Genomic DNA, 25,006 nt, shown 5'->3' on the forward strand with positions numbered 1-25,006 from the left:
CTATCGCGGACTTGATTTACTATTACTTCTTATTGCTGACACCCAATCATCTATAGAGCCACTCTGATAAAATTTGCGTAATCGCATCACTTCCTCTTTATAATTCTTGCGATGAATTTCTGCAATTGTTGGTCTGTTAGTCAACTCATGCCGATGCAGCATAAAGTAAACCAATGCAGATTCTATTTCTGATGGTAACTCATCAGGACAATCTTCTAGACCATCTGATTTGTAATACATGACAAGACAATCCCCAGTTCTTACTCGACCAACAATATGACTAAGTCTTGAATTTTTATCATGATTGACATAGCCCAAGGAATTATAATTTCCATCGTAACCATACCACTCACCAAGTCCAGCGCTAGTAACATTCAATCTTCCTAAATCCGTATTTCCACTATAAAAAGCATCAATATCATTTTCGTAGTTACTGACAGATTTATGTGCTGCAGTATGATTCCCAGACATAATAGAAGCATCTACATCCAGCGCCATTATACGTCCATTGCACTTTATACCTAAAGCTAATGGTTGAATACAATCCTTCGGCCAAGGCACGGAATTAAACCGATTCACCTTTACCTCTTGTTCTCTAAAAAATGGTACTGTAAATATTAATAAATCCTTTATTCCCAAAAGTAAAAAACCAAGCATGGAATTATACTTACGCAAACCTCCCGTTTCTTTACACAATTCTCGGATTAATTTATCTGTCTTAAATGTTGCCATACCGAATGTATTTTAATTAAATTTACTTACCCTTACTTCTCCTGGCCATCATTTATAGGATCACTTGGCAATTCTCTTTGCCCTGTCATCATTTCAAATAGCATTTGCAACAGTTCCGGTTCTGTTCCTGTTGGTACATTTACTTCATCATCATCACCTAAATTATCCGCGCTCACAATCATCTTCACAATTGCATCATCTACCAACGGAGGAGAATTATAATACCATATTTTAGACCCCTCCAAATAGTAACTTGTGAGAGACTTTTTAAAACATGCATAATATTCTTCTAAATCTAGATCCTGCGAACTAATAGGTATATATCCCTTTCCTTGATATGAACCAATAAAATCGATAGATCTGCCAGATGGCAAAGTAATGGGCTTAGCCGGAAGATTACTATACTTACGATTACGTTTAGCATCATATAGGACCTTCATCTCATATGTTTGCAACATCAGTGGGTTTACATCTTTATTCCCATCTTCCTGAGATTTCTCCAGATAATATTGCTTAGTGTAGAGATAATTAACGCAAGGCGCAATTAAAACAGCGACATCATTATAGCGTACTGACATATCAGTATTTGGCCTACCTCCAGACATACGAAGTAATACCTGTCCAATTATTTCACCCTTAATCATCGTTCATTAACATTAGTTATAGGTCCTGCCAACGCCGTTTGAACACCCAGTTTAGCATATTCAGCTAAGACCATCTCCCTACTAGAAATGCCATATTTTTCCAATACCAGATTCAGTAGCAAATTGTAAGCATTTTCGTCCCACGTTAAGTTCACAGTTTCGACAGCATCTATAGATTGTATGATTTCACCGTTTACCTCGTCATAGATCATGACTAGTTTTGCTAAGGTTATTTTAGAGATATAAACACCTTTATAGTTTACTTTTTCTTCTGGATAGTATTGCATATTTTTACCCATTTGCAAATAGTAAGTCATCTCATTATCTAAGGATGGTTTACGCTGTGGAATTTTCTTGAGAACAACGATTTCATTATATTCAACAGGATAACAAGCAATCTCATTTACTTCCATAGATAAAAATTTAGAAATTCCCGGGGGTCTCACGATTAAACCATCATCATCTGTTTCACCAATCATAATCTCTATAAATGGTTGTAAAATCTCTTTCACCCGATCGTTTGTCTCCATAAAAGGTAATAACATATCCAAAGCCTCTTGCTGTGAATCATTCACCTTACCATTAAAATCAAAAACCGTGTCACGGCCGCCTTGATCTTTCTTAGCGTAGTCCTTGACACGGTTCCATATAGTCAATATTGAAATCATATTTTTTGATTAATCTGACATAACAATTTTCTACTTTTCAGTCTCTTTATTGCTATAATTTTCTAAATAGTATGTAATAGCATCTTGATTATCGACAAACCATTGTTCGGTTTGAGGGTGTAGTTTTTCTCCCTTATCTGCGGCATTTTGGCGCTTTACCAATTGTTCTGCTATACGCTTACGAAATGGTTCATCTTCATCGACGCGATTAACACTATCATTGATTTTCAATACATTTTTCCCATGAGCTTGATCTTCATATAAAGTAGTATCAACTTTAGCAAGAGTATCCAAATCCATAATCAAGGACTTATTCTCTGGGGTATTTAAGACAGAAGATTTTGTTTCGCCTACCAAAGCATTTTTGATCTTAGGAATCAATTCTTTTGTGTTCAATGCAATGTAGTCAGATAGTGCTTTCTGTGCATCAGCACCATATTGAATTGGTAATATCTCTTCTCCAACCAAATACCATCGTTCCAGACCATTGATTGTTTTTCTTTCCAAAATACCTTTATCTATAGCATCTTGGATAAATCCTTCGAATTGATAATCTGATACCTGAGTTTTTGAGTAGAAACCTACTGGATCTTTCTTTGCCAAATCCATCAATGATTTTTTCAACTCCATATCAGTCAAGTCATCTACACCTGCCATACGTAGCCCCTTAGCAAATTGCCGTAAACGAATTGTATTCCATGCTTTATCACCAAGAATAATAGATAAGGCATTTATGGTATATTCTTCTTTTGTGACCTCTTGGGCCGCTATACCGTCCTTGTTAAGATACTTAAAATCGAAACCAGCTTTTTTATCTCTAAAAGGACTGAATTCATGAAGTGGATGCAGATACCAAAATACAAATGTTACATCATCTTGTATTTCAACCTGTCCTAATTCATTAGGTATTAAGCTTAATAATATTGGTTGATACAAGGGGTCTTTATCCTTTCTTGGAGTTTGCGAATTAGCATAACGAATCTTTACGGTATGGCCATGTTTTTTCGAAAACACAACAAATTCTGGTACTCCACCTATTGATCGAGGCATACGTACACCTCCATTCAATTTATCTTTTACAATATTTCGTAATTCAAACACACGTTGCCTTACATTCTGAGGAAGATTATTTTCAATACCCAATTCCTCAAACACTTTCTTTAAACCAACTTTTTGATCGTCTATATAAATCGCTGCCATGCCTTTATTTTTTTAGCTTTTTTTAATATTTCACACAAATTATTTTGTTACGAGTTAGCTCCACATCAACAACTAAATTTAAACTGAAAAAAGTGCCAAGGGGAACTACCCCCTCAGCACTCAGGCATATATAGCATTGTGTGGTTTGCAATTATTATACTGGCTTGTACTTAACCCATTGGTTACCCAATCCAAAGTGACCTCCGATTTCAGAACGCCATTCCAAATTCATGGCATCAATACCGCTTGTTTTTTTGATAGGACCAGCTCCACCATGTTCATACATTTCAAACTCTCTACTGTATCCTCCTAGAGCTTTATACTCATATCCGATACAAGATTGTTTAGGATTTGTACCTCCTTTATTTTCAAACATGTCTACAGGCAAAGCATAACCAGTATTTTTCCAGCTATATCCTTCTGTACCAGCTCCCATTTGCTCATCCAATTCCGAGAAATGTTTTGCCAGCCATGTACGACCATTCTTACGAACTCCGGCAAAATCTAACCACAAGAAGTGATCGTTACCATCTGTTTCGCTGAAAAGTGGGCTATTCTGGAATGAACCTTTTACAAAAGGAAAACAATTGTCTTTTGAAAAATCAATCATATTATTATTCCAAGATTGGAATAAGTTATACCCCATTGGCATTAAATATACATCAGCACCTGCACGTTCACGTGTAAGAATTTCATCTGTTGCATCTAACGTTTCTATTCCAAATGTTCCTGGAGTAGTTGGCATAATATGTCCTTCTTGTTCTACATATTGATCCATTCCTTGAGTTGTCTTGATCTGTACATCATGACCCATACCTTCAGAAAATCCAGTAAGATTATTAGATGTTTGACCAAAAAACAAGCCTTTAGAAATACGCCACATTTGTAAAGCTTCACTATCAGAAGTACCCTCGATTAAAAAAGAACCTTCTTGACCTTCGATATTTTTGAAAGGTAATTGGTTTGTTAATGCCGTACCTGTAATGCCAAATTTTGATTTAAAGATTTGAAACTCGTTGGTATATTTAAAGTATCTAGACACTTTACTTTCTACCGAACCACTACCCTCAGGACTTGCATTATCACCAATGAAATAACGTCCTCCAGCTGTAATAACCCCAACTAAGGTATCATCCTCATTCAAAGGCTTTAAAGTGATTTGATGAGGATTTACAGTTGTATCCTTCTTCACAAGAAATGCAGATTTATTGTTTGGTAAATAAACAATATCGCGTTCACTTGGATAGGAGAATCTCACATTGCCAACACCTGGGAAATTAGAAGTCATCATCGAACCTGCGTCCAATGCGTATACTCCTGGTTGACCCGGACCTGACGGAGCAGTAATAATACCACCAATAGCAAAATTGTTAATTGGCCAGTCTTTTTCAAAATGACCCATTTCAGGGCCTGAAGCTCGCGTACCTAACCCTAATTCTTTTAACATTGAGAAAAAGTTCTTTTTCAATCTCGGATGTTTATCCATGAGTTGTCTACGGAACTGAGGGTTATCTTGCGTAAATTGATAAGCAGTAAACAGTTGTTCTGATGCTACTCCGCCTACCGCTGTAGGCATATTTCCATAATTATAAGCTGGTGCTGCCATCTTACTATTGTTTTAAATTTGTTAATGACTTTTGTTAGCTGTTATTCACCACGAATGCCATAGCCTTACTCATATCATTTGCATCCTTCACCTCTTTATCAGCTGTTCGCTCGATATTAGATGGATTATGATACTTTTCTGCCATTGATTTTTGCCCAGAGTTATATGCATGGATAATATTGTTTTCATATTCCATCATCTTCACTACATTAGACATAAATCCTTCAATGGCTTGCTTTCCTTCTGCACTGTTAACATCAATTTGATTATTGACAGCGAAATTTTGTACCACTTGATTGAGTTGACCTTTTGTTGTATCAGATATCGGCATATCGATAGTTAGAGCATCTGTTCCGCTCTTTCCATTAATACTTACGCCTTTAATACCGCCAAATCCATCAACCACTTGCTTCAAATAAGGAGTAGAAGTTTTCAAATATGCAGATTGTTGAGCTTGTGCATCTGCGTGTTGCTGTTCTGCAGTTTTAGGCTTTTCAAAAGCCGGTGTTTCTGACAATGTAGCTAGATGCTGCTCTAGGTAATTCAAATCAGCAACAGAATCTATCTTTAGGGTCACCTTAGATTGCTGTACAGCAACTGCATCATGTAGATCCTCATCTAGAGAATACTTCGAACGCAAATAGATTTCAGCATCTTCTGCCGTGATACCATTCTGTAGTACCAGTGCCATTTTTCTTATTTCTAATGGATCCAAGGACTTTAAGTCACCAGACTTATTCAACATGTTGAATGCGCCTATTTGACTTTCACTTGCACCGCTAGCGATAAGATTGTTTAGCTTCGACACGTAGTCGTTTGCAAATTTTGGTTGATTATCTATTAAACTTTTGTTTTCAGTTTGAAGTTCAGCTACGCGACTTTCCAAGCTCGTAAACTGATCACCTTTACTGATGAATGCCGTTAATTCTTCTTTATTAGAAAACTTTCCACCGCTAATCGTAGCGATAAATTGTCCCTCATCTAAAGAAGCCGTTACTGACGCTTCAGTACCTGCTGCGGTATGGGTACTTTCTTTAGTTATGTTTTCTTCAGTTACAGCCGCATTAACAACCTCCGTGGTTGCTGCTTGCTTAGTTTCTTCAGAATTTCCTACAGCTGCTTCATTTCTTTCTGCACCATCACCTTCTTCAGAAGCTGCTGCTTGCTGTTCATTATACACCCCAACAGTACCATTAACTACCGCTTGCATAAAATCATTAGATACACCACCATCCATAATTGCCTATTTTTTTAAAAAGATTAGTTATACTAAACTTTTACAAATCTAATTCCTTACTTTTGATATATCAATAAGATTATAATACGAGTGGGTTTATGCAGTTAGGAAAACAGATAAAAGAAATAAGAGAACGAAAAGGATTCACTCAAAAAGAGTTAGCTATTGTATCTGGTTTATCTGAGGATACCATCTCTAAAATTGAATCTGGCAAAAACCAGAATCCTACGGTATATGTAATCAAAACTATTTCGAAAGCTTTAGACAACATTCAATTTAATATATACAAGTAATTGAAAATAAGATAATTATGAAATTAATAGGAAGTAGAATTTTAGTGACCCCTGTTCAATCTGAAACAAAAAGAGAATCAGGTATTTATGTGCCTCAAACTGTAAAAAAACAGATAAATCGAGGTGAAATTTCTTTGGTTGGAAATACTGTAAAACCGTCAGGTGTATTCCCAAATGGATTAGATATCGGTCAAAAAGTAATCTTTAAAGATGGGGCTGGAATTGATTATGAGCACGAAGGAGTTCCATGTAAAATAATGTTTGATTACGATATCATCGCAATTATTTAATTCATCAATAAATTTATACAAAATGACAAATTTTAAAAAATTAGAGGAAACATTCCTTGAAGCAAAACAAGATCATGAAAAATTTGAAAATGGCAATAAAACTGCTGGTACCAGAGTAAGAAATCACATGCAAAAACTTAAATCCATTGCTCAAGATATTCGCAATGAAGTACTAGCTAAAAAGAAAAGTGCATAACTAAAATGCTATTGGTAAAATCAAAAAAAGGGACTAATCTTACGAATAGTCCCTTTTTTTATGCAATAAAATTATCCTTATTTATTTTTGCGAGAGTAATTGTCAGAACTCCATCCCCAGATATTTTGAACTGCTGCGGTTTTTCTTTCTTCCTCAGATTTAGCTCTATTTTCCTCTATCTTAAACATAGACTTAGCACGTTCGATCTCAATCTGAGATTGTAATCCTAATTGATGCTCCTGTTCTTGGAGTTGCGATTGGTTTTCTGCTGTTTGCTGATTAGACATCATCTGTGATTGCTGATTTTCTTGTACTGATTGAGCTCGTTCACGCTTATCTTCATCCGCACGTATTTCTTCAATTTGAGCTAAAATTAATTGTGCTTGTTTAACCTTACCAGCCTTAATCATTGACCATATTAAGAAATAATCTGATGGCAAAATACCTCCACTACCAGCCTGTCTCCGCAGATCACGCATACGAGCTATATCTTGTAGCAAAGCTAATTTATCATCTTCATTTGGAGCAATTTCTAATCTGATATCAAAATCATAGGAATCTAGATTGGTAGAAATCTTAATATATTGTAAAGCTCGGTTTATAGCCAATCGTTCACGGTCCTTATCAGATATAAATTTAGAAACTACTTGCCATTTATTTTTCTGACAGCCTATCATTCCTTCTTCCAATTGCATTTTGGCAAATGTCACGGGATATAAAGCATTTGAAGTCGCTTCTATCGCCATACGCGACACACCTAGTCCAGTTTCAGCACTTGGTGACTGTGCAGAAAACACTTCATTAATTCCCGTTACAATAGAAATCATACTAATATTCCATTCAATATCAGCACGCCATTCCATCAACTGCTTAATAACATCTGTCGGTATTGGTTCAATGGCACGAGAACTTGTATTTTGTCCTCCCCAAGGAGTTTGATCATCAACAATCAAAATTCCATCATCTTGCAACATTTTCAACAACATCTGTGGCGAATAACTCACTCCATTGATAACAACATTCTCCAATGGTGCTTTTTTGATAATAAATCCAGGAGGAGTCGGCATAGCTTTCTTTGCCACACGTAATTTCATTAATGAAAGATTCGCATCATCCACAAATGAAATACAACGTTCTACTATACTTGATGTTTCAGTTCTTTGTACACGATATGGAAATACTACACGCATACCGCCATTCAAATCTTTTTTATAGCTCAAAAATTCATCAATACCATAATCAAAGATATAATTGGTCCCAACAATCAATTTACATTTATAAATGACCTGTCGGCTATAGGTTTTCTTCTCCTTCCCATCACGTATATCACGTCCACTTAATTTAAAATTCCCCCGGATCTTATTAAAACGAAACCCCTCTCCACTAGTACGATTAACGGAACTATAAGATTCCTCAGCAGTTCCCACCCATCTACAATCGACAACATCTACTGTGATTTGATTCATCATATTTTGATCAAACCCCTCGTTTCTAAAAAATTGTTGTGCTTGATGATAAAAACCACTAGGCATAGATCCATCTGATGAAGCATATTTCTTCCCTATTTCCAGCAATTCCTGATCACTCAACTGAGTAGTTTCTCTTAACTGGGCAATTGAGAGAGATTGAATTTCTCCTGCCCAAGTCATATCGCGATAATCTTCATATTTGGAATTTGGAATAATTGCCATTTCTGGATCCACATACTCCGATTCTACCAATGTCGCTTCTTTATTTGTTTTCACCCGGGCCATTGCAACTCCAAGGGTTACCAAATCTTTAGTATGTTTAGCAGAAATACCTTCCCAACCACTTATCTCTTTAGATTTATCTAATAGATTGGCAATTGCTGCTTCTTGCTCTAGAAATACACCTCCCATCGACGCAAACATATCTACTTCCTTCTCACTACGAAATGCAATAGGTGAACCTTGTATAGCTCCAGCTGGCATCTCAGGGTCAGATGCAATTGGCGAACCCATCATTTGATTTAACTCTTCTTTCATCAGCTTATATCGGTCTGAAGTAGATAGTTTCATCGTCGCCAATATTGCTTGCTTACTTACATTAGATTGATAATCTACAGCACTAGTATCAACATCCCATTTCATTTTCATAAAATACCCAAGTACTACATCTAGCTTTTGAGCCAATATTTTCATAGGATCCCAAGATATATTTACTGTAGTTTTTGGTCTTTTCCCAGTATTTCTATTTTTTTGTCCAATAATACCATCTTTATATTTGTCAGGACTATTTTTACCTGCAGCATATGCGCGCAATGTGGCCACACTATAATTATCAATGACATCACTATAAGGTAACCAACATTTATTATTAACGTATTTGTGTAATATGGTTGAAGCACATTGCCTAAAATATTCTGGCTTGTTTTTCAATTCTTCACTCAAATTATCTGAAGGAAAATGCAAAGTTTTCGCTCCTTTTAGTTCTTTTTCCAGTTTAAATTTCATATTCTAATTATTTAGGCTACTTCGTGATAATCAAACCATTTCGGACCTTCTTGTCCTTCCATATGTCCTCTAGGTAATGTTCTTAATTGTTTATTGTCACAGGCAATTAATGCCCAACCGAATGCTACACCTAAATCATGCTTCCCTCGATTCTTGCGGTTCATGGCCTGTAAATCTTTAACAAGGTCAATGAACTTCATACCGTTCCAATAATTCATCACATAATGCGTTATCAATGTGAAATATTGATCGATGGTATCCGTCGTTGCGGCAATACCACCAGTTTGTTTAGCTTTAGATTGATCAGCAATTGTCTCCTGAGGTCTAAGCATGATGTATTGTGCATATCCACGATCTTTGAAATATTTTTTTATTGCAGTCTTATTATTTTCAGGTAGCATTTGGGTACCGTAGTAGATATGCATCATTAACATATCTTCAAAAAATACATTAGGATCATCTTCTCTATTACAATAAATTGCAACTGGACATTTACTAGTCCAATCCCAAGCACCATCCAGAGGAATAGAAATACCTTCTGAATCTTCTAGCTTGGCTCCATCTTCCAACTCACTGTACATTTTCATGATGACTCCAGCACCTTTTGAAGCCCGAGTTTTATCAGCAACATCTTCATGGTCATAAGGATCCACACCTCCACGGAATCGCTCTACATTTGCTGGATATTTTTCTCCTGCATAAATAATGTATTTGTTATCGTCCCCATCTTTTAAAAGTTCGCGAACATAAAACTTACCTTCAGGATCTACTTCAAAATAAACTTTAGAATCGAACACTCCTCCAGTCCATTTGAAATTACCTCTGACTGTTAAAGGATCATTAATATCTTCTTGAAAAGTCAATCGATTGTAGATATCAGACAAATTCTCTTTATTAAATGAGGACTGATTACCTGATGGCGTTAAAGCATCTTCTACACAACGGGGAGTTTTACGACGTAACTTTCCTAATTCCTTAATCTTACCTTTTCGTTCTAATTCTTTCTCCTGGTCATTTAAGAATTTTAGATTCTGTTCTTCTTGAGGAAATCCCCATGCATCATGATTCGTAGAAGAAATAGCGTCAATAAATACACGGTACAATCCAGAAGTTGTTCGACCATTCCCATCACGTTTTGTAGGATCTGAGTCCTCCCACAGATCAGTCATTTCATCAATCTGTTCATCATTGATTTCCTCGATGGTACTTTCAAACATTGCTTTACCTACAATGGTAATACCGTTATCATAGTGTAGACATGGCTTTACTTTATCCCAGCAATCAACAGCAGACATTTTCTCCAGTTTCCCAAACTCATTCAAGATATAACGATTCAATTCCTCACCATCATAGTGAACTGCTACAGATGGTCCATAATCGATAACACTACCAAGTTCTTCGTGTTCATAAATAGACTCTTCCTCCTCACCATTTTCAGCTAAATCGCGAAGTTTTTTTGCTGTTTGAACAGTCATCGGATATTTAAAATCCAAAGCTTCATTTGGATCATCCGAACCTTTATGAATTGGTTTCATAAACCAGATCATCCGTTTATGCGCTTTTGTTAAACGCTTAAAGTTTGTTTCCGCCGAATTATCATTCTTAGATTGCATACCGCACTTCACGTTTTGTACACGTGTCGCATATTCATATTCTAAGTGTAATGTAAATTCGGTGCCACCAACACGACGGGGTTTAATAAGAAACAGTCCATAACAATTTATATCCCGAACAATAAAATCCCACAATTGATATAGGAGCGCTTGTTCATAACGAAATTCGGGATGAACACCATTTTTGGTCCACCAGTAATTGAGAAAATGGTAATATGGACCAGTTATATATATTGGTTTATTCTTGATCAATACCCAAACGCCATGATGTCGCTTATGATATTCATCTTCAATAAATTTCTTTTCTTCTTCTGAAAGATGCTTTTTTTTCCTCTTTAAGGAATTCGGTATTTCGGTACGCCTAAATTTCTGTTCTTCCTCAGGCAGACCATAATTATCCATTAACTCCAATGGGGGCATTGCAGGTAATGGAATATCCAATTCACTCACCTTGATATAACTCGAAGGTGATGAATAATTTAATTCATATAGTTTCTTTTTCTTCTTCACTTAGCGCAATGGAAAGAACCACCAATGCCATATACGCCATGAAAACAACAAATAATACTAAACTATTACAATTATAAAAATTGTCAAATTATGACTTCGAAGACTTTTTATTCGAAGTTTTAGTGGTTTTAATATCATCTAAAACATCTGCTTTTACTTCTGATGCTTTATTGATATCAACGACACTATCTTTTAAAGGTACTTCAACCTCTACAGAACTAATTTCGGAATTATCTTCTAATTTACCAACATTATCCTGATTAGTAGAATCATCAACAAACAAGACTCCTGAACCAGAACTATTTTTCACCAATTCAATTAGTTCTGAATTTGATTGATGTTTTTCAAAAAATTCACCCAGTAAAACATGCTGCTCTTCCGTAGGAATAGCTACAATCCAATCCTGACGATCTTTATAAGAATCATTAGGTGTATCCAAGATATCACCATCCTGCGTCAACACAAAAATATGATCTTTAGTCAATGACTTAAACCAAAATCCCTTCCATTCTGGGACCTTAACACACTGACCAATATTCAGTAGATTTTCAGCCTGATCCCAGGACAAAAAACTAGTTTCTGGATTTGCTTCCACTTTGATATTTTCTCCAACAGATACTCCAGTTACTGCAACCTCTAATTCTGCATCTCGAAGTCTACCTAATTCTTTACCCAGCCAACAACGAGCCATTGTCGCTGATTTTAAAGCTTCTTGCATCCATAGGAAAACATGAGGATTTAAAGTACCATACAGTGAAGGATTAAGACCATTTTCGACCAAACCAATCTTTTCACGGAGAAGTTTAATATTGAAAATATGCTGCCCTTCTTGCATATCCGCAAATACTTTATCTGAAGTATCGGCACTCGGATCAATGTATGTAGTCGTTTTATCAGCGCCCAATGCATAAGGATATGGAGTTTCACCCAAAAATTTCAGTGCTAGTCCAATCTCCATTGAACCTTCCTCCAATTTTGTCTTGGCTAATGCCATTTCTCTACTTCCTGGAAGTACGGCCAATGAACCAACACACATCGCGATCAATATGCGAATTGATTTTAATTTTTCTGATTTTTGCATAACCTAGATTTATTTCGTTAATAATTCTAACCGGACATCCAGAACCTCTCGATAAGCAAACATTAATTCATATTGTTTGCGCAATAAAGCCTTATTGCCGGTACTTAATTTTTCAAATGATTCTGATACAAGAAAATTACCAAGACCAGTAGTTTTTTCGTTCAATTCCGAACGTTCGATTTTCAATCGATCTAAAAATGTTTCACCCATGATTTTATTTTTTACTTCTAAATTCTTCTTTTAAATGAGCGCTAATATGACCTCTATTATCTAGTGATATGTAGTATTTTTTATTACTTCCAAACACTTCAACGATCATTTTTTCCTGAGCATTCAGCTTTTTGCCTTTAAGCTTCTCCGCCATTTCTTGCGTCGTCACTTTGAAGGGATAAATAAGATCAATCAATTCGATAGGTGACACATTGTTTTTCTCGGCAAGCTTATAAATAGCATAAGCCATATTTCTTTCCTTTGAGATACCTAAACATTGTTCCATAGCTTCAATCATGCCCCACGCTTTACATGTATCGATAGTGAACTCAGCTGTAACTACGAATTCGTTATCCTCTTCGTCATAATCCTCTGTTTCGTAAGTTAACGTCAAATTAGAGTCGATACACTGAAAAGCGAATAATCCGCCTGGATCCTTCTGAGCATTATAAAACTTTTCAACAACGTCAAAGTTAGGAATGACAGCGATATAGCATTTTATTTCAAAAGGTCCATCAAATGCTTTAGACTTTTCGAACTCAGGGAATTGTTTAATAATTCCTTCTGAAACGTAATAGTAATCCTTCATATTAAGGTGCCAGTATTTGCCAATCTTCTGCTAGAATATCTGTCTGAGATGGTGCCCATGGAACTAGGTTTCGTCTTGCATCTAAATTGTCTGATATTAACCCTGTAGTATCAATGAATAGATATGGATGAGACATTTTACTGTGCATATTTGGAACTTGCATTTCAATGAAAATACCTTTCCCATTCCATCCCAATCTTTGTAGTTTTTCACCTTTTTTTAAAAGGCTTAATGCTTCTTCAAAATTCATAACTATCAATTTTAAGATTTGTATTTTACAACTTCGAAACTACCCGACAAAATATCAGCAGTTGAAAACTGATATCCAGTAATTGAATTACTCGGACCAATTATTGCAATTTGATCAGTATAGGAAATCTCGTTAATTTGAGCTGTCGCATCCTCGAACGACTTTTGAAAATAATCTTTCACCTGATCAGATAAAGAAGTCATTTTCGGAACTACACCAGCAGGAATTACTGCAGGTATTTGTTTAAAAACCCCAACCTTATTAACAGGCCAAAAACGGTTTCTTACGATCTCGCCCTCATCTAGGGCAGCAATTGCTTCTGAAAAATTCATATATAAATATTAAAATAGATTAGTTGTACTAATCTATTGGTTTAAAAAATAGTATAAATCTCTATTCCAGCGTGCATCTGAAATAGCCAAATGTTCATTATTTTGTTGTGGAAATTCTTGCATTTTTTTCAAAGCTGCAGAATCAGAAAAGATAGTTTCGATATCATACTTTGATGTATAAGTCCCATCTAGTTTTCGGTCAGCATCAATATAATCAAGAACCATTTGATTAAACTCAAAATGACTTTCCATCATCTGCTTTAAATCAATTGTAAACATTGGAAATCCTTCTGGTAAATCAATCATCTTACCGAATAACCAGCAAAATACAACATGATCATACGCTGAATAATAACCATATAATTCTATTTTATTATCCTCTATATCAGACACTGGATTACAAAAAGACTTAATATCTTCAGCAATTTGTGCCCGACCCACACCGTATTTATTGATCAGCCGCTTTAATGATTTATAAGTGAAAAACGTATCACTTTCTCCTCGTTCCACAGATTCTTTAAAATCAACCCAAGCCTGATCATTCGCATAGGCATACCATTCTTCTTCTGTATTGATAAACAAATTTCTCCATAAAGGCAGTAATACATTTTCACGTATCCAATACATCTTTACTTTTTCGATAGATTCAACAATACCATCTATTTTAATCGACCTGTCTTTTAATTCACATCTATTCCAAGCTTCTTTTAGATTAAATTCCTTCGAAACAGCATAATATTCTCTTCCATCATCTGCAACAATACCGATCGAAATCAAATCAATAGTTTCAGGACTTGATGGCATGGAAAGACTCCAGAAGAATATTGCGCCAAAAACTAAACCCAACCATGCTAAACCAGCTAAATTAAAATCAATACCAATAATCCAAGCAAATGCTATTGCCGTCACACCAAGACAACATCCGATAAATCTTAACCACAGATCAACAGTTAATCCACCCCAGGAATAAAGTGTTTGTTTCCCCTCAAGGAACTCTGTATCGTAAAAGTATTTCATATAGCTATTTTGTTTTTTCGAATTCTTCCCAATTAATAAGTAATAGAATTGGTCTAACCTTATCTTCCATAATTTCCACAAGAGATGAAAACTCCGCTCCCATAGTAATATGAGCACCTTGTTTTACCTTATTTCCAGAAACAAATGCATTTGATAATGCTAAATTGTGAGTTCCATTCTCTCCATCAGCCTCATTTAGTTCTTTGAATCTATCCCAGATAGATTTTTCAACTTTATCTCCCGAAGGCAAATTCTCTGTATTTAAATGATCATACATCAAATTCCAACCTATTTCGAATTTATTATGAAGATCTTTTAATCTTAACACAACAGAATCACTCCAATCATGCTGCACTTTTAGGTCCTTATAGGACTCATCATCCCATCCACAAATAATAGCATACAGGAATGCAATCATTTTATCCTTAGAACAATCTCTAGAGGTCGAACATAAAGTTTCTTTTAACTGTTGAAATGGATTCGTAGTATTCTCCATTTCGTCTCTTGTTTGCCATTTTAATTTAACTTCTTTCATATTTTTTTGTTTGTTATCTTTACAATTTAAATAATCTTCAAATGAAATTAAAGCTTCAGGATACATCCAAATTGCTTTTTTAATCCAGAGTTCCCATGCTAAATGTTTTTCTGTAATATGATTTACTAGCAAAGGCAAATATTCCTTTTCATAAATCTCTAGCTTTTCTAAAGCATCTAATTGATTCTCATATACTGCAGGTATAAAAAATCGATAACCATCTTCCGCTGAGGGTAAATATTCTCCCCGCCAGATATTCTCATTTAAGCTCATACTACCTTCTTCATCGATCGTTGAAGTCAACAGTAGTCCCCCAATTCCCTTATTGTGACCATAATCAATTTTAGGTTTTGCAATATCCCATAAATCAGAAGAACTACTATCTACATAATCAGGATCCATTTTCCCATACATGAATAGATTTAGTTTTGCTACATCAATTGGTTTTCCGTCCATGATTAATCTATTTTATTTAAGTCAGAATCTCCATGTCTCAAAATTTGAGTTAGTTCAGAACCAAAATCTCCACCAAACTGTAGTTCAACATAATCGCAACATAAATCTGATTCTTTCATCTTATTAAGGAATAATGCTCTATTAGTATCCATTATGTCAGAGTCCAACCATCCCTCTTTGCTGCCATCTGGAACAATAAAAAAAGTATATTGAGGATTAACATAGCCATAGAAAATTGGCGTCACCAATATTTCATCAATATATTCGAGTGCTAGTGCTCTAGCTTTTTCAATATCACGACTGTCCCAGTCTGTTACGATTATTGTGTGATGAATATTCCAGCTCATAATTATATCACTCTAACATTTCCAAATTCATCCTCCTTTTTTTGAGCAAACTGCTCTGGAGGTGTGTAATTTTTAGCAACTTGCTCCTTGACTATCTTTCTCGAAAAAGTGTCAGGAAAAACGACACGCTCAAATTCAACCAATTCCTTATGACTGGCTGGAAGTTCCTTTCTGATTTTTGCCCGGGTATCCATATTCTTCTCTGGATTATTATCAAAATCCAGTGGCCTACGAAGGAAAAGATTATTGATATGATAATTAATTTGCATTGAATACCAAGTCTCATAAGCCAAACTATCAGATAACATAAACCACTTGAAAACCATATTGTTAAAAACGAAATTATGGCCCTCATTAATTTCAATGAACATTGAATCATAAGTTTCCAATCCTAGATACTGATAAATCTTCTGCAATCTCATCTCCACATTATCACGATAAGCTTTAACAAATGGGCTATCCTCATCGACCATCAAAATCATGATCATCAAAATAGGATCCTGTTCTGACTTGCTGAATTCCTCATAATTACCCAACTCTGGGTAAACCTCCATCATCGTTTTACCAGACTTAAATGCCTGTTCAACATTGTATCTTTGTTTCGAAAAATCCATATTATTTTCCTCCCTGAAAATACTCGAAGTGCATTTTATCTTCAGAATCTTTTATAAATCTGAAAAAAACTTCACCACTTCCCCACTCGCTGGAGAAAATTGTATCTTTTAAGTAGATACACGTCAGAAAAAACTCAAAATGCTTGAAATCAGAATATGTGTAACTTTCCTTAATCTCTAAACATAACTTATGTTCAGGCACATAAACATGGGACTTTGTAAGATCTAAACGAGAAGCAACAATGTCCTTTAGCTTGCTATAAATTGGAGAATCCTTTTTAGGGTATATTAGACAATCATTTCCTTTGTGAACTTCAAACAACTCATCAAATTTGAAATCAGATTTAAATTCATGAGCTTTTGACACTTTATTTTTACCTAATAAAAGGACACCACTAAGAAGTGCTGATCCTTTTAGAAAATCTATTCTTTTCATATTCAAAAATTTAAGTAAAAAATTCTTCCATAAAATTTGACTTGTGATATTCGTGAAGATTACACTTGATTTTCGGCATTGGCTCCTGGTTCTCGAAATCTTCAAGGTATTTGCTAGGAAGATCTCGTTTTTCAGCTGCAAAAGTGTACATAAGAGTATTTTTTGTCATGCATTTAAAGCAGCTTGATTTTCTACTATGCAATATTGGTTCCCCATCTTCATAGGCATGATGGGAAAAGACATCAAATTCAATTTCGATATGCTCCAAGTGTCTACATCCTGAAAAACATGCAATTTTGTTTTTAGGATTCTGTTCACAACCTTCCTCATGCTTTAACATCGCATGTTTACGAAACAACTTCTTTTTACAGAAATCGCAATGATAAACTGTAACATTTTCTTGAGTCCTCATAAGCTATGAGTTACAAACTGCAATAATATTGGGACGACGCACAACCTCAATTTCCTTCAATTCCTCCGAAGCATGAATATCATATGCAATTCTGAAACCATGACCTTTTTTAACGAGAATACGATCGCTTTCATGTAATTTTAAACCATGATCATTATAGTTCGTAAATAGATAAGCTGAAACTGGTTCATCAGCCGCGATAACCGTTCCGTAATCCTCATGATAGTCGCCAGTCTTATATATGATTTCTAAATCTCCTTTTGCTACGCGTCCTTTAGCTTCATCGCGTTTAAAAAATACATAACCATTGATAGGTACATACTTATCACCATCACGAGAATAACCGAAAATAGAATCATAGGAAATTAGATAGCAATCCCCAATCCCTTCTATTTCTACTACCCTAGCCTCAGTTTCGCAGGTATTATTCAACATGTAATCGTATAAAACATCATCACCAACACGCAATACATTCTGTGTATCCCATTGTAATGAACTCGCAACAATACTTTTACGTTCATCTTGATTTGATGTTTCTTTTAGAAGATTTCCTAAAAAAATTAATGATTCCGGAAGTTTAATGACCTTACCTATGATCGAAACATGTCTGCCTCTTGTCTCATGGTTATAGCCTACTTTTAAATCGATACCACCGACAGTTACTTTATCATAGCTACCTTGAGGTTTGATTAATACGTAGTTGTTTTTTAGTTGTATAGTTGTTGTTTTCATGAACTAAAGTTTAATAGTTTAGCTGTACTAATCCAAAAGTACCTATTTTTGTTTAGTTATACTAATCTTATGCAACAGAAATTTTTAAAAACTACTCGTGTCACTATCAAGGGATACGTTTTTAATGGAAAGAAGCACATTTATCTTAAATCTCTTTATGAAATAAATTTTTGTCATTATCTCAACTTCTTGTTACAACACAAAGCAATCCAGGACTGGGAATACGAACCTGATACTTTTTGGTTTGAAAATATTAAACGAGGTACCAACAATTATTTACCAGACTTCAGGGTACTCGAGAACAATGGAGAATTTACGTACTACGAAGTCAAAGGATACATGGATAAGAAGTCCGCAACAAAAATCAAACGAATGGCCAAATATCATCCAGATATAAAACTCATTTTGGTAGATAAGCCGGTATATGAGGACATAAAGAAAAAGCGAGGAATAATCAAAAATTGGGGACACTACCTCACTGAAAAACCTATCTCTGTATAAAATTCAATGAATTTAAAGTGGTTGATTTCAATCACTTTTTTTATGCTTAGAACTAACCATCAGTTAAAATATAATTTTTAATCTATACTAACACTTAATGCAGAACACTGACAGAACAGTATCAGTACAAAAAAACATCTTAAGAATACACATAAAAACACTGATTTACAACTAATTAAAGTTAAAATGAATTATATAACAGTACAGCATCAGAACAAATGCAGAACATTTTTAATTTTAACTTACCTATCCTTAAAGTTCATTCTAATACATTTAAAAGCATATGATTTCAGCATCAAATTACTTATTGAATTAATATTTACATATAATACGTAAACAAAAACCTATAACAATGAAACATATATCACTCTTCTTTTGCTAAATAAAGAATTACTTAATACAGAACACCAGCAGAACAAACAAAACAACAAGTAATAAACTGAATTACAGATAATTACAACAATTAAAAAACATAACATAGAACAACATCAGAACAAATACTATTGATTTATGAACTGATTAATAATATATTTTAACTTTTTATCACTCATTATCAATTACTTATGGTATTTGTTAATTTTCAACAAAACACCACATTACAACTTGATTTACAAATATTTATAGTGTATATTTTTTTAGCAATATTTTTATACCTATTGTAACTTTGAAATTTTATTCAGACCATGCGCCCAAATATTATTAGACTATATAGTTTAAACTATATAGTCTATTATACATAGTTTACTAAGAAAAAAAACAAAGCAAAAAAAAGATGATTTTTTGAAGTTTCAATTTTTTGGAAATTGTCTTTAACAAAAAAGCCCTACGAGAATAGGGCCTTTATTTTATTTATTAATCTTCCGATTCTAATTGCAAAGCATCTTCCGAAAAAATATCTGATTGCTTTACAAAGCTGCTATCAAACCAAACACAACCAACTTTTGGAAAACCTTAAACTTGTGTTCTATCTGAATTTACTGTCATAGCTGGTCCACCACTTTTTAAGACCACTACATCCCCAATTTTAAATTTCATAAAATATTAAATTTTTATTCAATGATGTATTTCATTGAACTTGAAATATACAAACTTAAATAAAGAGATACAAGCCATTATTCACATGAATAGGCACTTACGACCATACCTGACACTTTTTATTTCTCTAAAGATCTGTTTCTGGCTTAAAAATCTAAATCTGATTAGATCTATTAAATTTAAAACTTAAAATAAGGAGTTTTAAGAGTATGAAAATTTATCAAGTGAAACTATGTACCACATTGGTATATACACATCCTTAAATCGCCTTATTATAGTTAAATTTTAAATGTTTGGTGCTTTATGACAGAACAGCCTTTTGTAGTTTACATAAATGAAACTATATAATACGAAAATAGACAACACAGTTGCTATGTAGTAAACTTTTAACCAACTTTGTTCCCGGAGATAGGTGTACAGATTGTAATCAATCATGTTGCTCCAGTTAGTAGCCTTAAGCATTTAGGGCTAATTGTTTAATCAAGTTTCTTTATCTCAGGATTTTAAATTTTATCGTGCAAGTGACATGGCGGTGTTATTAGATATAAATGGGGGGGCCTCGTTTTCGTTCCGAAACCGATCTCTGCCGAAGGGGTGGGTCCGATTCTGGAGAATTCATCGGATATGGCAACCTGATTACATAGTAATCAATCATTCAGCAACTTATCGAGATGAACTAATATGAATATTTCAACTTCAGGTCATCATGGGACTTGAACCCTGTTCATTTTTCTTACTTAATTTGCAGTAATCAAACACTTTTATAATAAGCGAAAAAACACGCACCCATAATTGCACCCACATATCTAATTATTAGTACTGTATTGGTTGATTTGAACTAATTTGACACAATTGTCAGTATTAACAAAAATTATCCAAAATTACTCAAAAAGCACGAAGCACGAGACAATAAGAGATAACACAAGCAATAACCCGTATTTTGCATTGCAAAGTCTATCTAAATTCATTTTATTGGTTGACAAAGGAATAATACTAGAGTCTGCTGTTCTCGGAAGAGCTTCAAGAGGGTTTAAATCCTGTCTATTTCTGCACGGAATTTATCCAGCATCTTCTAGCTCTACGCATATTTGTAGGGCATCAAACATTAATACCTCCAGCGTTAAGAAATATTTAGATTATTACATTTCAATTGGTCACATTGCTACCTCACGGAAAGTGATCAAATGTTTTAATAGATCCCGTACAATTGTAGGCTATAGGCTCACACCTTTGGGCAAGCAGCATGTTGATAATTTCTACACAACTCAATTTAGCCAATTGAAGATAAAGGATCAGGTAAAATTAAATGATTCTGATTATTTCAATCATTTCATTAATCATTAGTTTCATTTTGGTAAACTTTTTTATACTTGATTTTCAATAACTTACTAATAATATTAAAATAATATTTGCAAATATGTAATCTTATGTATTACCTTTGTTTCAGCAAATCAGGATAACGATTTGGTTATTCTTTGACATATCGATTAATATCTGCACGTAAGAAGCACCAAGCCAATGAGGAAACGAAGGGCGACTAATTAAGGCAGTGAGATATTAATGTTGCAATGTGGCCTACTGGTTTAGTTATACTAATCTTTAGAGGGTTCTAAGCCCCGAATAACACAGAAGACAACGAAAATATTCAAACAACAACATTATGAAAGCAATCATTCAAATCATTTGGGGTAAAACAATTCTTTGCCCTATCAATTTCAATTTACCGCAAGGTAAGAAGTTCATTCATTTTGAAAATGAAGTGCAACTAAAAGAATTCAGTTCAAAGCACAATATCAAATTATTGAATTAGTTATGCAATGGATCAATGTTTATTACTCGAATAAGCGAGGTAGTTATATCAAATACCGTGGTCGAGTCTATAACCTAAATTGGTTTGTTGGACCAGGACAACAAATACAACACCGCAAGGATGAATATTACGTTTCTGGTTGGCACGAAGATTTGGGTTTAATTCTACATGCTACGGATGAAGATGTAGTAAAAATAATACCGAGGGATAAGGCAACAATTTTGTAAACAGTAAGGCGATTTAACGATCGCCTTTTTTATTAAATCTATGAGAGATTATAAAGCGGTTATTGAACACAAAGGCTACAAGGTAGCGATAACTAATAATGGTGAATACAGTGCGATACGAGGAACTAAAATACATACTGCTGAAACATTGCTAAAGCTTTACTTTAAAATATCAGGATAATGAATAACGAAGTCAAAGTAAAATCAACTAGTGACGAAAAAAGTCAATGGTTTGAAGTTCATCCGAATAAGGATTCAAATCGATCAAGTCCTTTAGTTTTTGAATATGATAAAAGCAAAAGCGATTTACAATTGAGTTGTTATAAAGGCTGTTCATTAAAGCTAGATCAAGAGCAGATAATGGAATTATATATATTCTTAAAGGGTATAGTTTGATAGTGGATTGCGCCACTTTAAAAAGGTTTTAAGCGTAAAGCGTTGCAAGGTTTTGAGCCTTGCAGGTAACAAATATAAACATCATGAAAACATTAACAAATACAGTCGAGAAATTGGCAGAATTGAACGCAACTAATCAAAATTATATTGCGTTTTATAATGCACCGGTAAATATGCAGAAAGTCGAAAAAGATTTTTCTTTACTGCTAGAGTATTCTAACAATTACCAAAAAAGACACACCGAAAATGAACCAAGTTTAGGGGATTGCTTACATCTCCCCGATGGACAAAAAGTATATTTCTGTCATATTTGGGATGATAGCGTACAGACATGCGGAGGTGGCTCATACTCTTTAACAAAAAGCGGTTATCTATCCTTTAGTGGTGGGCTTGACAGCGGTATTCGTATTGATGAAATGGAGCTTACAGAAGAAACAGACGCTTTAAATATTTGGTTTGCACATGCAGGATGGTTACAAGCAAATTGCTCAATTATAGCTAATATTGAAGTTAGGGTTTGGAAGCCTAAACAAAACGCAGATCTGTCTGGCATTCCCCAAATTGAAAAATTAAGAAAACAAAAACTTAAAGAGCAAAGCGAGAAAGTTGCAAAAGTAAACGGAAACGGTATAGAATATTTCGAACATCTGCCAAGCATCTTTATAAATGAAGATGCTGTGAGTGATCAATTAATTAAAAAAATAGAAAGCGAAACGGGTTTGATCTTTGAAAAAACAATGTACTTCAATCCGTGCTACTGGGTTCAACCAATGAAGCAAAAACAAATTGATAAACTTAAGAAATTCAAAGAGCTGCAAATTGTAGAAGAAAGAACGTTATCGAGCTATGAATTAATGCTTATTGTCAGAAAGAATAAAAGCTAAAAAAAATTAATAACAAGGTTTAGTTATACTAATCTAATGAGAGAAAACAAAAGAATATGTAAGGCGGTCACGATTGATCGCCTTATACGTTTAAGACTCCGCCAATTGGCACAGTTACAACGTCCGACACAGATCAACACTTTTAAAACAGCAGTCGTTTGAGCGACTTAAAATAGGTTTTAAGCTCAAAGCGCCCCGATAATAATCGGGAGTAACAAAACAAAACATTATGAAATCAATAATTCCAAAACTAACAAAAATAGAACGGCTGGAAATGCTCGCAAACCGAGTTAAAGCACGTGGTTATAAGCACATAACCCCAACTAGACTGATGATAGAAAGTTTATTCCTTTCAGGAATGACAGTTCTAGACACAGATATTGAAGTAATCAATTATTGCAAAACTCTAACAATCAACTAAAATGCAGATAGTATTACACAATAATGGTTTTAAATATCGGTTAGAATTGACCGAAGAAAAAGCAAATTTCTATGTATTACAAAATGAGGGTGGAGAAACATTAGAAACTTATCTCCATGATCATTCAATGTCTCGTTTTGATTTCAACCCTGATTATTACGAATATTTAGACATGTTCGAATACATTGAACACCTTCCCGAAAACATTAAGGAGATAATTGATAAATGGGCTGAAATAGAAGTGAATAACGGTTTAACGTATACGGACTGTGAAGCATATGAAAAAGAGCTTTTACCGCTAGGTTATACGTTTGAATGGTCGCTTGATGCACTCCCCTACGATCTTAATCTAATTAAATAAAATTTAGAAATAACAAGCCTATTTCTAGGCTTTTTTAATGCTACCAAAGGCTGTCCCAAGTCAGCATAAAAGCAGAGGGTTCATAATTAATGTTTGTTTGTTGTAAGGCACTAGCGAAAGTTAGTGCCTTTTTTCATTCAAACCACCACTAAAATACAAATCAACAATTAAATATTATGACAACAATCACCTTAGAACAACATGAAGCAAAATTGCTTCGCTCCCTACTTGTAGGCTACATCGGTCAAAAAGAATTTGAATATCTGGAGATGGAAACAGAGGCAAAAATCGCAAGGGATCCATTGACAAAATTTTATGCTGATAATGGTAAAGCGCAGTTAATACGAGTTAGTGACCTTTTAAACAAACTAAAATCATGAAGGATTTCTATACTGAAAATCAAAAACGACTTATTACAGTAAGTGTATTAGTGGTCATATGCTCATTTTGCGTATTTGCTACATTTATTTTATTCGCAGTGTCTTATAATTTGGAACGGAAACACAAAAGACCATTCCAAGAAGAACATAAAACTGTGATTTTTGAAGGTGACACTTTACACATTAACAAATTTGGTGAAATCGTAAATAAATAACCCATGCATCTTACTGATAAAGAAATAGCTTATTTTGCTGATCAACTTCCCAACAATCTAGAGATAGCAGAAAAACCGGCTTACAGTTTTATTGAAGACAATCAAAAAGCTGATCATTATCGTTTAGTCTTCTTTCATAAAGAAGTTGTAATGAAATCCGCGACAACAACCAGTTTATCTAACTGGGTCGAATTTCTAAAACTTGAGTGCTCACCCGATGAGCTAGATGTTATTACACGATTTAAATTAAGCCAGTCATAAAGTACTGGCTTTTTTATTTTCCAACAAACTAAAAATACAAA

The 25,006-nt window shown here is 34.4% G+C and carries 31 protein-coding genes; 11 read left to right on the forward strand and 20 right to left on the reverse strand.

All coding sequences use genetic code 11. The annotated features are described in order from the left end of the window. From KO02_RS11795 to KO02_RS11820, 6 genes are all read right to left on the reverse strand, one after another. Positions 1–732, reverse strand: coding sequence for a hypothetical protein (locus KO02_RS11795; RefSeq protein ID WP_038698541.1), 732 nt, complete (start codon positions 730–732; stop codon positions 1–3). A 32-nt stretch (positions 733–764) separates the two neighbouring features. Then, on the reverse strand, positions 765–1,376 hold the full coding sequence (locus tag KO02_RS11800) for a hypothetical protein (protein WP_038698543.1): 612 nt from the start codon (positions 1,374–1,376) through the stop codon (positions 765–767). Continuing rightward, positions 1,373–2,044, reverse strand: coding sequence for a hypothetical protein (locus KO02_RS11805; RefSeq protein ID WP_038698545.1), 672 nt, complete (start codon positions 2,042–2,044; stop codon positions 1,373–1,375). The genes KO02_RS11800 and KO02_RS11805 overlap by 4 nt, the downstream gene beginning before the upstream one ends. Before the next feature lie 30 nt (positions 2,045–2,074). After that, positions 2,075–3,244, reverse strand: a complete 1,170-nt coding sequence (locus KO02_RS11810) for a hypothetical protein (protein ID WP_038698547.1) — start codon at positions 3,242–3,244, stop codon at positions 2,075–2,077. 154 nt (positions 3,245–3,398) lie between these two features. Then, positions 3,399–4,850, reverse strand: a complete 1,452-nt coding sequence (locus KO02_RS11815; RefSeq protein WP_038698549.1) for a hypothetical protein — start codon at positions 4,848–4,850, stop codon at positions 3,399–3,401. Between the two features lie 34 nt (positions 4,851–4,884). Further along, complete coding sequence (locus tag KO02_RS11820) at positions 4,885–6,087, reverse strand: hypothetical protein (RefSeq protein ID WP_038698551.1); 1,203 nt, start codon at positions 6,085–6,087, stop codon at positions 4,885–4,887. 98 nt (positions 6,088–6,185) lie between these two features. Here KO02_RS11820 and KO02_RS11825 point away from each other — a divergent pair, with 98 nt between their 5' ends. The 3 genes from KO02_RS11825 to KO02_RS11835 are packed head-to-tail and all read left to right on the forward strand — an operon-like array spanning position 6,186 to position 6,866. Then, a complete protein-coding gene (locus KO02_RS11825; protein ID WP_038698553.1) occupies positions 6,186–6,380 on the forward strand; it encodes a helix-turn-helix domain-containing protein in 195 nt (64 codons plus the stop codon). A 17-nt stretch (positions 6,381–6,397) separates the two neighbouring features. Further along, positions 6,398–6,670 carry a co-chaperone GroES family protein gene (locus tag KO02_RS11830; protein ID WP_038698555.1) on the forward strand — a complete coding sequence of 91 codons (273 nt, stop codon included), beginning with the start codon at positions 6,398–6,400 and terminating at the stop codon, positions 6,668–6,670. 22 nt (positions 6,671–6,692) lie between these two features. After that, entirely contained in the window at positions 6,693–6,866 is a 174-nt protein-coding gene (locus tag KO02_RS11835; RefSeq protein ID WP_038698557.1) for a histone H1, read from the forward strand. A gap of 77 nt (positions 6,867–6,943) precedes the next feature. On the opposite strand, the gene KO02_RS11840 is transcribed toward KO02_RS11835, so the two are convergent. The 13 genes from KO02_RS11840 to KO02_RS11905 all read right to left on the reverse strand — a co-directional run bounded on the left by KO02_RS11840 (position 6,944) and on the right by KO02_RS11905 (position 18,474). Then, positions 6,944–9,340, reverse strand: coding sequence for a hypothetical protein (locus KO02_RS11840; RefSeq protein WP_038698559.1), 2,397 nt, complete (start codon positions 9,338–9,340; stop codon positions 6,944–6,946). 11 nt (positions 9,341–9,351) lie between these two features. Next, positions 9,352–11,463: a hypothetical protein gene (locus KO02_RS11845; RefSeq protein ID WP_038698561.1), complete on the reverse strand. Its 2,112-nt coding sequence runs from the start codon at positions 11,461–11,463 to the stop codon at positions 9,352–9,354. 88 nt (positions 11,464–11,551) lie between these two features. Further along, on the reverse strand, positions 11,552–12,544 hold the full coding sequence (locus KO02_RS11850; protein WP_038698563.1) for a hypothetical protein: 993 nt from the start codon (positions 12,542–12,544) through the stop codon (positions 11,552–11,554). Positions 12,545–12,553: 9 nt separating this feature from the next. Further along, on the reverse strand, positions 12,554–12,754 hold the full coding sequence (locus KO02_RS11855) for a crAss001_48 related protein (protein WP_038698565.1): 201 nt from the start codon (positions 12,752–12,754) through the stop codon (positions 12,554–12,556). Positions 12,755–12,758: 4 nt separating this feature from the next. Further along, complete coding sequence (locus KO02_RS11860; protein ID WP_038698568.1) at positions 12,759–13,343, reverse strand: hypothetical protein; 585 nt, start codon at positions 13,341–13,343, stop codon at positions 12,759–12,761. A gap of 1 nt (position 13,344) precedes the next feature. Beyond that, complete coding sequence (locus KO02_RS11865) at positions 13,345–13,593, reverse strand: DUF2829 domain-containing protein (RefSeq protein ID WP_038698570.1); 249 nt, start codon at positions 13,591–13,593, stop codon at positions 13,345–13,347. Between the two features lie 11 nt (positions 13,594–13,604). Further along, positions 13,605–13,925 (reverse strand): hypothetical protein, encoded by a 321-nt coding sequence (locus KO02_RS11870; RefSeq protein WP_038698571.1) that lies wholly within the window; start codon positions 13,923–13,925, stop codon positions 13,605–13,607. 33 nt (positions 13,926–13,958) lie between these two features. Further along, entirely contained in the window at positions 13,959–14,942 is a 984-nt protein-coding gene (locus KO02_RS11875) for a 3'-5' exoribonuclease (RefSeq protein ID WP_051959894.1), read from the reverse strand. A 4-nt stretch (positions 14,943–14,946) separates the two neighbouring features. Continuing rightward, on the reverse strand, positions 14,947–15,933 hold the full coding sequence (locus tag KO02_RS11880; protein ID WP_038698573.1) for a hypothetical protein: 987 nt from the start codon (positions 15,931–15,933) through the stop codon (positions 14,947–14,949). Between the two features lie 2 nt (positions 15,934–15,935). Next, positions 15,936–16,280 carry a hypothetical protein gene (locus tag KO02_RS11885; RefSeq protein WP_038698575.1) on the reverse strand — a complete coding sequence of 115 codons (345 nt, stop codon included), beginning with the start codon at positions 16,278–16,280 and terminating at the stop codon, positions 15,936–15,938. A gap of 2 nt (positions 16,281–16,282) precedes the next feature. Beyond that, complete coding sequence (locus KO02_RS11890) at positions 16,283–16,894, reverse strand: hypothetical protein (protein WP_038698577.1); 612 nt, start codon at positions 16,892–16,894, stop codon at positions 16,283–16,285. 1 nt (position 16,895) lies between these two features. Then, complete coding sequence (locus tag KO02_RS11895; RefSeq protein WP_038698579.1) at positions 16,896–17,330, reverse strand: hypothetical protein; 435 nt, start codon at positions 17,328–17,330, stop codon at positions 16,896–16,898. A 415-nt stretch (positions 17,331–17,745) separates the two neighbouring features. Further along, on the reverse strand, positions 17,746–18,474 hold the full coding sequence (locus KO02_RS11905) for a hypothetical protein (RefSeq protein ID WP_038698582.1): 729 nt from the start codon (positions 18,472–18,474) through the stop codon (positions 17,746–17,748). A 69-nt stretch (positions 18,475–18,543) separates the two neighbouring features. Here KO02_RS11905 and KO02_RS11910 point away from each other — a divergent pair, with 69 nt between their 5' ends. Beyond that, positions 18,544–18,975: a hypothetical protein gene (locus KO02_RS11910; protein ID WP_038698584.1), complete on the forward strand. Its 432-nt coding sequence runs from the start codon at positions 18,544–18,546 to the stop codon at positions 18,973–18,975. Positions 18,976–19,926: 951 nt separating this feature from the next. Here the strand turns inward: KO02_RS11910 and KO02_RS24375 are convergent. Beyond that, complete coding sequence (locus KO02_RS24375; RefSeq protein WP_081918371.1) at positions 19,927–20,010, reverse strand: DUF2158 domain-containing protein; 84 nt, start codon at positions 20,008–20,010, stop codon at positions 19,927–19,929. Positions 20,011–21,670: 1,660 nt separating this feature from the next. Between KO02_RS24375 and KO02_RS23790 the strand changes: the two genes are divergently transcribed. From KO02_RS23790 to KO02_RS11945, 7 genes are all read left to right on the forward strand, one after another. Beyond that, on the forward strand, positions 21,671–21,820 hold the full coding sequence (locus KO02_RS23790; RefSeq protein WP_158500286.1) for a hypothetical protein: 150 nt from the start codon (positions 21,671–21,673) through the stop codon (positions 21,818–21,820). A 2-nt stretch (positions 21,821–21,822) separates the two neighbouring features. After that, positions 21,823–22,047 carry a hypothetical protein gene (locus KO02_RS11915; RefSeq protein ID WP_038698586.1) on the forward strand — a complete coding sequence of 75 codons (225 nt, stop codon included), beginning with the start codon at positions 21,823–21,825 and terminating at the stop codon, positions 22,045–22,047. A gap of 180 nt (positions 22,048–22,227) precedes the next feature. Further along, complete coding sequence (locus tag KO02_RS11920) at positions 22,228–22,443, forward strand: hypothetical protein (protein WP_038698588.1); 216 nt, start codon at positions 22,228–22,230, stop codon at positions 22,441–22,443. A gap of 83 nt (positions 22,444–22,526) precedes the next feature. Next, complete coding sequence (locus tag KO02_RS11925; protein ID WP_038698590.1) at positions 22,527–23,327, forward strand: hypothetical protein; 801 nt, start codon at positions 22,527–22,529, stop codon at positions 23,325–23,327. A 422-nt stretch (positions 23,328–23,749) separates the two neighbouring features. Next, positions 23,750–24,109: a hypothetical protein gene (locus KO02_RS11930; RefSeq protein ID WP_038698592.1), complete on the forward strand. Its 360-nt coding sequence runs from the start codon at positions 23,750–23,752 to the stop codon at positions 24,107–24,109. A gap of 176 nt (positions 24,110–24,285) precedes the next feature. After that, positions 24,286–24,489 carry a hypothetical protein gene (locus tag KO02_RS11935; protein ID WP_038698594.1) on the forward strand — a complete coding sequence of 68 codons (204 nt, stop codon included), beginning with the start codon at positions 24,286–24,288 and terminating at the stop codon, positions 24,487–24,489. Between the two features lie 218 nt (positions 24,490–24,707). After that, the gene (locus KO02_RS11945; protein ID WP_038698598.1) at positions 24,708–24,965 is read left to right on the forward strand and encodes a hypothetical protein; all 258 of its coding nucleotides are present in this window, start codon (positions 24,708–24,710) and stop codon (positions 24,963–24,965) included. Positions 24,966–25,006 lie beyond the last annotated feature (41 nt).

Source organism: Sphingobacterium sp. ML3W, assembly GCF_000747525.1.
Taxonomy (GTDB): Bacteria; Bacteroidota; Bacteroidia; order Sphingobacteriales; family Sphingobacteriaceae; genus Sphingobacterium.

Bases quoted from the DNA above. Each gene is read 5' to 3' on its own strand.
- KO02_RS11795 (WP_038698541.1), bottom strand. From the start codon at position 732: ATGGCAACATTTAAGACAGATAAATTAATCCGAGAATTGTGTAAAGAA.
- KO02_RS11800 (WP_038698543.1), bottom strand. From the start codon at position 1,376: ATGATTAAGGGTGAAATAATTGGACAGGTATTACTTCGTATGTCTGGA.
- KO02_RS11805 (WP_038698545.1), bottom strand. From the start codon at position 2,044: ATGATTTCAATATTGACTATATGGAACCGTGTCAAGGACTACGCTAAG.
- KO02_RS11810 (WP_038698547.1), bottom strand. From the start codon at position 3,244: ATGGCAGCGATTTATATAGACGATCAAAAAGTTGGTTTAAAGAAAGTG.
- KO02_RS11815 (WP_038698549.1), bottom strand. From the start codon at position 4,850: ATGGCAGCACCAGCTTATAATTATGGAAATATGCCTACAGCGGTAGGC.
- KO02_RS11820 (WP_038698551.1), bottom strand. From the start codon at position 6,087: ATGGATGGTGGTGTATCTAATGATTTTATGCAAGCGGTAGTTAATGGT.
- KO02_RS11825 (WP_038698553.1), top strand. From the start codon at position 6,186: ATGCAGTTAGGAAAACAGATAAAAGAAATAAGAGAACGAAAAGGATTC.
- KO02_RS11830 (WP_038698555.1), top strand. From the start codon at position 6,398: ATGAAATTAATAGGAAGTAGAATTTTAGTGACCCCTGTTCAATCTGAA.
- KO02_RS11835 (WP_038698557.1), top strand. From the start codon at position 6,693: ATGACAAATTTTAAAAAATTAGAGGAAACATTCCTTGAAGCAAAACAA.
- KO02_RS11840 (WP_038698559.1), bottom strand. From the start codon at position 9,340: ATGAAATTTAAACTGGAAAAAGAACTAAAAGGAGCGAAAACTTTGCAT.
- KO02_RS11850 (WP_038698563.1), bottom strand. From the start codon at position 12,544: ATGCAAAAATCAGAAAAATTAAAATCAATTCGCATATTGATCGCGATG.
- KO02_RS11855 (WP_038698565.1), bottom strand. From the start codon at position 12,754: ATGGGTGAAACATTTTTAGATCGATTGAAAATCGAACGTTCGGAATTG.
- KO02_RS11860 (WP_038698568.1), bottom strand. From the start codon at position 13,343: ATGAAGGATTACTATTACGTTTCAGAAGGAATTATTAAACAATTCCCT.
- KO02_RS11865 (WP_038698570.1), bottom strand. From the start codon at position 13,593: ATGAATTTTGAAGAAGCATTAAGCCTTTTAAAAAAAGGTGAAAAACTA.
- KO02_RS11870 (WP_038698571.1), bottom strand. From the start codon at position 13,925: ATGAATTTTTCAGAAGCAATTGCTGCCCTAGATGAGGGCGAGATCGTA.
- KO02_RS11875 (WP_051959894.1), bottom strand. From the start codon at position 14,942: ATGAAATACTTTTACGATACAGAGTTCCTTGAGGGGAAACAAACACTT.
- KO02_RS11880 (WP_038698573.1), bottom strand. From the start codon at position 15,933: ATGGACGGAAAACCAATTGATGTAGCAAAACTAAATCTATTCATGTAT.
- KO02_RS11885 (WP_038698575.1), bottom strand. From the start codon at position 16,280: ATGAGCTGGAATATTCATCACACAATAATCGTAACAGACTGGGACAGT.
- KO02_RS11890 (WP_038698577.1), bottom strand. From the start codon at position 16,894: ATGGATTTTTCGAAACAAAGATACAATGTTGAACAGGCATTTAAGTCT.
- KO02_RS11895 (WP_038698579.1), bottom strand. From the start codon at position 17,330: ATGAAAAGAATAGATTTTCTAAAAGGATCAGCACTTCTTAGTGGTGTC.
- KO02_RS11905 (WP_038698582.1), bottom strand. From the start codon at position 18,474: ATGAAAACAACAACTATACAACTAAAAAACAACTACGTATTAATCAAA.
- KO02_RS11910 (WP_038698584.1), top strand. From the start codon at position 18,544: ATGCAACAGAAATTTTTAAAAACTACTCGTGTCACTATCAAGGGATAC.
- KO02_RS24375 (WP_081918371.1), bottom strand. From the start codon at position 20,010: ATGAAATTTAAAATTGGGGATGTAGTGGTCTTAAAAAGTGGTGGACCA.
- KO02_RS23790 (WP_158500286.1), top strand. From the start codon at position 21,671: ATGAAAGCAATCATTCAAATCATTTGGGGTAAAACAATTCTTTGCCCT.
- KO02_RS11915 (WP_038698586.1), top strand. From the start codon at position 21,823: ATGCAATGGATCAATGTTTATTACTCGAATAAGCGAGGTAGTTATATC.
- KO02_RS11920 (WP_038698588.1), top strand. From the start codon at position 22,228: ATGAATAACGAAGTCAAAGTAAAATCAACTAGTGACGAAAAAAGTCAA.
- KO02_RS11925 (WP_038698590.1), top strand. From the start codon at position 22,527: ATGAAAACATTAACAAATACAGTCGAGAAATTGGCAGAATTGAACGCA.
- KO02_RS11930 (WP_038698592.1), top strand. From the start codon at position 23,750: ATGCAGATAGTATTACACAATAATGGTTTTAAATATCGGTTAGAATTG.
- KO02_RS11935 (WP_038698594.1), top strand. From the start codon at position 24,286: ATGACAACAATCACCTTAGAACAACATGAAGCAAAATTGCTTCGCTCC.
- KO02_RS11945 (WP_038698598.1), top strand. From the start codon at position 24,708: ATGCATCTTACTGATAAAGAAATAGCTTATTTTGCTGATCAACTTCCC.